Source organism: Roseobacter sp., assembly GCF_024639605.1.
GTDB lineage: Bacteria > Pseudomonadota > Alphaproteobacteria > Rhodobacterales > Rhodobacteraceae > Roseobacter.
The window spans coordinates 1-5,635 of record NZ_JAHEHZ010000184.1; the positions used below are offsets into that span (position 1 = coordinate 1).

9 protein-coding genes are annotated in these 5,635 nt (G+C 60.4%); 4 read left to right on the top strand and 5 right to left on the bottom strand.

The genetic code is table 11. From position 1 onward, the window contains the following. The 3 genes from Q0M35_RS16810 to Q0M35_RS16820 all read left to right on the top strand — a co-directional run. Nucleotides 1-753 (top strand): alpha-E domain-containing protein (locus Q0M35_RS16810; protein ID WP_295317420.1); only part of this gene is annotated, 753 nt, incomplete at its 5' end. 12 nt (nt 754-765) lie between these two features. Beyond that, the gene (locus tag Q0M35_RS16815) at nt 766-1,563 is read left to right on the top strand and encodes a transglutaminase family protein (RefSeq protein ID WP_295317421.1); all 798 of its coding nucleotides are present in this window, start codon (nt 766-768) and stop codon (nt 1,561-1,563) included. A gap of 39 nt (nt 1,564-1,602) precedes the next feature. Beyond that, nucleotides 1,603-2,343 (top strand): peptidase, encoded by a 741-nt coding sequence (locus tag Q0M35_RS16820; protein WP_295317422.1) that lies wholly within the window; start codon nt 1,603-1,605, stop codon nt 2,341-2,343. Between the two features lie 3 nt (nt 2,344-2,346). Here the strand turns inward: Q0M35_RS16820 and yacG are convergent, their stop codons facing one another. From yacG to Q0M35_RS16845, 5 genes are all read right to left on the bottom strand, one after another. After that, complete coding sequence (yacG, locus tag Q0M35_RS16825; protein WP_295317423.1) at nt 2,347-2,547, bottom strand: DNA gyrase inhibitor YacG; 201 nt, start codon at nt 2,545-2,547, stop codon at nt 2,347-2,349. Next, nucleotides 2,544-3,566: a ribonuclease E/G gene (locus Q0M35_RS16830; RefSeq protein ID WP_295317424.1), complete on the bottom strand. Its 1,023-nt coding sequence runs from the start codon at nt 3,564-3,566 to the stop codon at nt 2,544-2,546. The genes yacG and Q0M35_RS16830 overlap by 4 nt, the downstream gene beginning before the upstream one ends. Further along, a complete protein-coding gene (locus tag Q0M35_RS16835; RefSeq protein ID WP_295317425.1) occupies nt 3,563-4,129 on the bottom strand; it encodes a Maf family protein in 567 nt (188 codons plus the stop codon). The genes Q0M35_RS16830 and Q0M35_RS16835 overlap by 4 nt, the downstream gene beginning before the upstream one ends. A 3-nt stretch (nt 4,130-4,132) precedes the next feature. Continuing rightward, on the bottom strand, nt 4,133-4,351 hold the full coding sequence (gene infA / locus Q0M35_RS16840; RefSeq protein WP_005978431.1) for a translation initiation factor IF-1: 219 nt from the start codon (nt 4,349-4,351) through the stop codon (nt 4,133-4,135). A 79-nt stretch (nt 4,352-4,430) separates the two neighbouring features. Next, the gene (locus Q0M35_RS16845) at nt 4,431-5,306 is read right to left on the bottom strand and encodes a carbon-nitrogen hydrolase family protein (protein WP_295317426.1); all 876 of its coding nucleotides are present in this window, start codon (nt 5,304-5,306) and stop codon (nt 4,431-4,433) included. Between the two features lie 143 nt (nt 5,307-5,449). Between Q0M35_RS16845 and Q0M35_RS16850 the strand changes: the two genes are divergently transcribed. Next, nucleotides 5,450-5,635 (top strand): LysR family transcriptional regulator (locus tag Q0M35_RS16850; RefSeq protein WP_295317427.1); only part of this gene is annotated, 186 nt, incomplete at its 3' end.

Sequence of the window (5,635 nt, forward strand, 5' to 3'; positions counted from 1 at the left end):
TTTACCGATCTGGAGGTCATCGATTATCTGCTGCGCGATGAGGACAACCCCTCAAGCGTGATTTCGGTAATGAGTGCCGCGCGCGACAATGCCCGCCTCGTACGCACCGCGCTGACCACCGAGGTCTGGGAGGCGGTCAACGATAACTGGATGACGTTGCGCGATCACCTGGCAGAACCGGTGACACCGATTGACCTGCCCGCCACACTGGCGCTGATCCGTAAACAGAGCGGTCTGGTGCGTGGTGCACTTTACGGCACGATGCTGCGCAATGACATCTATGATTTTGCACGTATCGGCACATTCGTCGAACGCGCCGACAACACCGCACGGATCATCGACGTAAAATACTATACGTTGTTGCCTTCTGCGTCGTCGGTGGGTTCCTCACTGGACAATGTGCAGTGGGAAATGATCCTGCGGTCGGTCTCGGCGCACAGGTGTTTTCGCTGGCTCGACGAGCAGGAGATGACGGCCACCGCGATTGCCGAATTCCTTCTCTTTGATAAACGCCTGCCGCGGTCGCTGGCCTTTTGCGTGAAACAGACCACCGAGAATCTCGCCTATCTGGCCGATGAATACGACATGCGTCACCCCAGCCATGATATCGCGGACAGGATGCGGCGCCGGTTAAAGTCCGGCACCATCAATGAGGTGTTTGATACCGGGCTGCACGAATACATCAGCGGGTTCATCCGGGACAACAACACACTCGCTGCGCAGATCGAAAAAGACTACAGATTCAATGGCTGAAGGAATTTTATCATGCTGCTGACTGTCAGCCATTCGACCCGATACACCTATGACCAGCCTGTGGACTACGGATTGCAGCAGGTGCGCCTTACCCCGCGGAACTGGGACATGCAGGAGGTATTGAGCTGGGATCTTGCGATTGAAGGCGGAGACATCGAAACATCCTATCTCGATCATAACGGTACAACCGTTCACCTCGTGTCTGCAGCACGCGGATCGGAGGCTGTTACGATCACGGCCTCAGGTGAAGTTCGGACCATCGATACTGCCGGGGTGCTCGGGCCGGTCTATGGCCCTGCGCCGCTATGGTATTTCTGTACGCAGACGGAACTGACAACACCCGGCGAGAGCATCACCGCCCTGGCCCACGGGCTCAGTAATGCCTCTGACAAGCTGAGCGCACTGCATGCACTTTCCGGCTCGATCATTGTCGCGGCTCCGTATCAGACGGGCGAAACCTGGTCCACGACCACCGCCGAACAGGCCCTGACCGGCGGCAGCGGCGTGTGTCAGGACCACGCACAGATCTTTGTGTCGGCAGCACGGGCCGCCGGCATTCCCGCGCGTTATGTGAGCGGATATCTGATGATGGACGACCGGGTCGATCAGGATGCCAGCCACGCCTGGGCTGAAGCCCATGTCGAGGGTCTCGGCTGGGTCGGTTTCGATGTGTCCAACTGCATCAGCCCGGACGAGCGTTACATCCGCCTCGGCTCGGGCCTGGATTACCGCGATGCGGCGCCTGTTTCGGGCGTCAGACTGGGCGATGCAACGGAATCGATGATTGTATCGCTGCAGGTACAGCAGTAAGGCATAAGCCGCAGTGCAGTTTTCTCACCGGATGATTCCATGACATATTGCGTCGGCCTTCTTCTCGACAACGGGTTGGTTTTCATGTCCGATACCCGCACGAATGCGGGTTTCGACAACTTTTCGCGGACCCGCAAAATGTTCAGCTGGGACGTGCCCGGCGAGCGCCACATCACCCTGATGACCGCAGGCAACCTTGCGACCACCCAGGCGCTCGTGAGCCTGATTGAAGAACGTGTAAAAGGCGCCAATGACCGCGATCCATCGATCCTGCGCGCACCGTCGATGTTTCAGGTCGCCCGGCACGTCGGATCGACCCTGAAAGAAGTGATCGCCGACAGCGCGCCAATCGGCCCGCGTGGCGATGCATCGTCTTTTCAGGCAACTGTCATTGTCGGAGGTCAGGTTAAAGGCAGCCCGCCGACCATGTTCATGATCTATCCGGAAGGCAATTTCATCGAAGTCACGGCCGAGACGCCGTTCTTTCAGATCGGTGAAACCAAATACGGGCGGCCTATTCTGGTGCGCGCCTATGACAGCCACATGAGTTTCGGAGACGCGGTGAAACTGCTGCTGGTGTCGTTTGACTCGACCACCGCCTCAAACCTGTCGGTTGGCCCGCCGTTTGATCTGATGGTCTATAAAAACGATACTTTCAGGCCCGAGGTAGAGCTGCGCATTGAAGAGGACGACCCGGTTTACGAAAGCATCTCAAACGACTGGGGAAATGCGCTGCGCACCGCATTTGAGCAGCTGCCCACCTACGATCTTAAGTCCTGAGGCTTAGTGCGGCTTGTCCGCACCGGGCTCTTTTCGCGCAGCCTCGTCAAGTGCCTGTTCGAGGTCATCAAAATCGTCAGGGTCATCTGACGGTACTGCGTAGCTGCCGTTGAACCAGCGTGCGAGGTCCAGATCCGCACATCGCTTCGAGCAGAACGGGCGCGTTTCGTGCACGGCCGGCTTGCTGCAGATCGGACAGCTCACGCGAGCACCTCGGCCAGGGGAATTCTGGCGCGTTTACGCTGAAGTTCGTAGTGTCCCAGAGGCGTCCAGCCAACCAGCGCGGTTTCAACAGTATCACTACGGAAGGCCTGACGCAGCGCGCTCTCAAAGCTGCGGCGGTCCTTTTTCGGCATCGGTGCGAGGTCCAGCACAATCTGTCCGCCAAGCCCGCGCAGTCTCAGTGCGCGTGGCAGGGCACGCGCGCAGGCCAGATTGGCTTTGAGACCGGCGGCAAGCGAAGCGTCATTACCAGTGTTCACATCTACCGCGACCAGCGCACGTGTCGGTTCGACATACATCGAAGCGCCGGCTTCGAGGGACTCGCGGGGGCTGCGCAGCGCATCGATTGCCTCGGCCACACCCTGAGTTTCAAAGCCGCCGGGCTCGGTTGATACCTGCGCCGGAGCAACCCACTCACGCCAGGCCAGCGCATGCGGTCCGTCGCCTTCCGCCAGGGTCTCCATGCCGGTGCCTTCGTCTTCTGACACCCTGCGCGCAAGCGTTGCCATCGCCTCGATGTCAGCGGCAATCTCATCCTCATCGATCCCCTCGCAGGAGGAGCGAAGGATCAGCCCGGTTGCGGCACCGTCAAGCGTGTCATGGGCAATTTCCAGGAGCCGGTCGCGTTCAGCTTCATCCCTGATCGACCGGCTGATGTTAAGACCGGGTGCATCCGGCGTGATGATCGCGTAGCGGCTTTTAAACAGAAGCTTCTGCGTCACCGGCAGCGCCTTGCCGGGCTCCGCATAGCCGGAGACCTGCACAAGCAGCGACTGCCCCGGCGCAAGCCCTCTGACCTGGCGCAGAAACGCCGGTCCGTCCGGTGTTTTCAGGAACATACCGCCCTGCCCTTTGACAGGCCTGTCGGCGACCGCACGACAGACTGTGCCTGTCCGCGGCAGATCGGCATCAATCAGCAGATCATCCAGTTTGCCGTCGATCATAAGGGCTGCGGCCTCGCGGCCCTGCCAGTGATCCAGAATGATGCTGCGACCCTTCATGCGAGCCCTTTCAGTCCTGCCGCACGCAGCAGATTTGCAGTTTCCGCAAGAGGCAGCCCGACGATGCCGGTGAATGACCCGCTGATCCAGGGAATGAGCATTCCCGCGGGACCCTGGATCCCGTATCCGCCCGCTTTGCCCTGCCAGTCATTGCTCGCGATATAGGACCGGATTTCCGGCTCGGATAGGGTTTTCATGCGCACCGTGCTTACCACGTCTTTTTCGCGGGTCGTGTCGCCGCAGCGCACTGCAACCGCTGTGATGACCCGGTGCCTGCGTCCCGAAAGTGCGCGCAGGAAGGCTTCGGCATCCGACGCATCTGCCGGTTTTCCCAGGATGCGCCGCCCCAGCGCGACGGTTGTATCCGCACAAAGCACAATGTCGGCCGGACCGGCGGGCACGGCCGCTGCCTTTTCGCGCGCCATACGGGCACAATAGGGTCTCGGCAGTTCGCCGGGGTGCGGTTCTTCGTCTATGTCCGGTGCACAGATTTCGTCCGGCACAACGCCGATCTGCGCCAGCAATTCCTTGCGGCGCGGTGATCCGGACCCGAGAATAAACAAGGGTTACTTGAAGCGGTAGTTGATCCGACCCTTCGTCAGATCATAGGGGGTCATCTCGACCTGCACCTTGTCGCCGGCGAGAACGCGGATGCGGTTCTTGCGCATTTTACCTGCCGTATGTGCGATTATTTCATGGCCGTTTTCAAGCTCGACCCTGAATGTCGCATTCGGCAGGAGTTCCTTGACGACACCGGGAAATTCGAGCGTATCTTCCTTGGCCATGGTTTCTCCTGATTTGCACGTCCGCCTTGCTGCGGACGCCGCTTAGATGCGCCTGTTTGAAGGGTTTTTCAAGGGGCATTCAGCGCAGGGGGACTTTTTGCGGCGCACCGTCCCTGCCCGGCTGCTCCAACCAGTGGGTCCGGTTGAGCACGACGCCATCTGCCCGGACATGTGCGATTTTTTCCGGCTCGACATCGGCATAGGTCCAGCCGGGGTGACCGATCTCACCCACGGCAAGCACCCCGTTCGCGGGAAAGCCCGTGTCCGGCGGCCCGAAAATGCCGCCCGCGCCCGTGGTGGTATCGACCGCATCTGACCAGGGCGCCTCGCCCACCAGCGACGACATCACTGTGACGCACTGGTTCTCCAGCGCCCGCGCCATTGCACCAATGCGCACCCGCCAGTAACCGGTCAGCGCCTCGGTACAGGAGGGCACAAGGATCAGATCACATTCCGCCAGCGCACGGCCCAGAAGCGGAAATTCGCAGTCATAACAGATCAGTACGCCGATTTTTCCAAGTGCCGTGTCGAAAATCTGCAACGGCCCCCCGCCGGTTACATTCCACGGATCGCGCTCAAAGCGCGTCATGATCTGTTTGTCCTGCACCCCGATGCCGCCGCCGGGCGCAAAGAACCTTGCGCGGTTTACAGGCCGGGTCGGCGTCGCGGCCGGGCCGGAAGCTGCGAGTATATGCACATCGTGCTCTGCGGCCAGTTTCGCGTGCAGAGCATCCGCGTGGGCCAGCCGGTCCGAGACGGCGAAGAGAGAGGCTTCAAGATCGCCGGCGACTTCCTTGCCCGCGAGGGTGGCAAGCTCCATTGCGCCGTATTCGGGGAAAACCAGCAACTGCGCGGATTGAGCGACCGCCTCTGCGACCCATGTGGAAATTTTATCTTCGTATTGCGCCTCAGATGTCAGAAAATCGAGGGGGTAGGCGGCGGCGGCGATTTTCATGATGTGATTCCTGTATCCGGGTCGGCCGCATCGTTGAAGAAAAACCCAACGCCTGCAAGGCGATTCACCCGCACGCGGTCAGCGCGTGCTTGACCTTGAGGTCGGGGAGTTGCAGGACAGGTTGCGGGCGCCGGAGGACAGTGATGAGCACCAAGGGAATTACAATTCGCGGCCTTGAGGTTTTTGAGGCGCTCGCCGCCTCCGGATCCGTGGCCCGGGCCGCCGAGCGCACCGGGCTGAGCCAGCCGTCGGTCAGCCAGCAGCTGCGCAATCTTGAGACTGCGCTGGATGTCGAACTTGTCGATCACAGCAGACGGCCGATGCAGCTT

Coding starts and splice junctions, on each gene's coding strand:
- Q0M35_RS16815 (WP_295317421.1), top strand. CDS start 766: ATGCTGCTGACTGTCAGCCATTCGACCCGATACACCTATGACCAGCCT.
- Q0M35_RS16820 (WP_295317422.1), top strand. CDS start 1,603: ATGACATATTGCGTCGGCCTTCTTCTCGACAACGGGTTGGTTTTCATG.
- Q0M35_RS16830 (WP_295317424.1), bottom strand. CDS start 3,566: ATGAAGGGTCGCAGCATCATTCTGGATCACTGGCAGGGCCGCGAGGCC.
- infA (WP_005978431.1), bottom strand. CDS start 4,351: ATGGCCAAGGAAGATACGCTCGAATTTCCCGGTGTCGTCAAGGAACTC.
- Q0M35_RS16845 (WP_295317426.1), bottom strand. CDS start 5,306: ATGAAAATCGCCGCCGCCGCCTACCCCCTCGATTTTCTGACATCTGAG.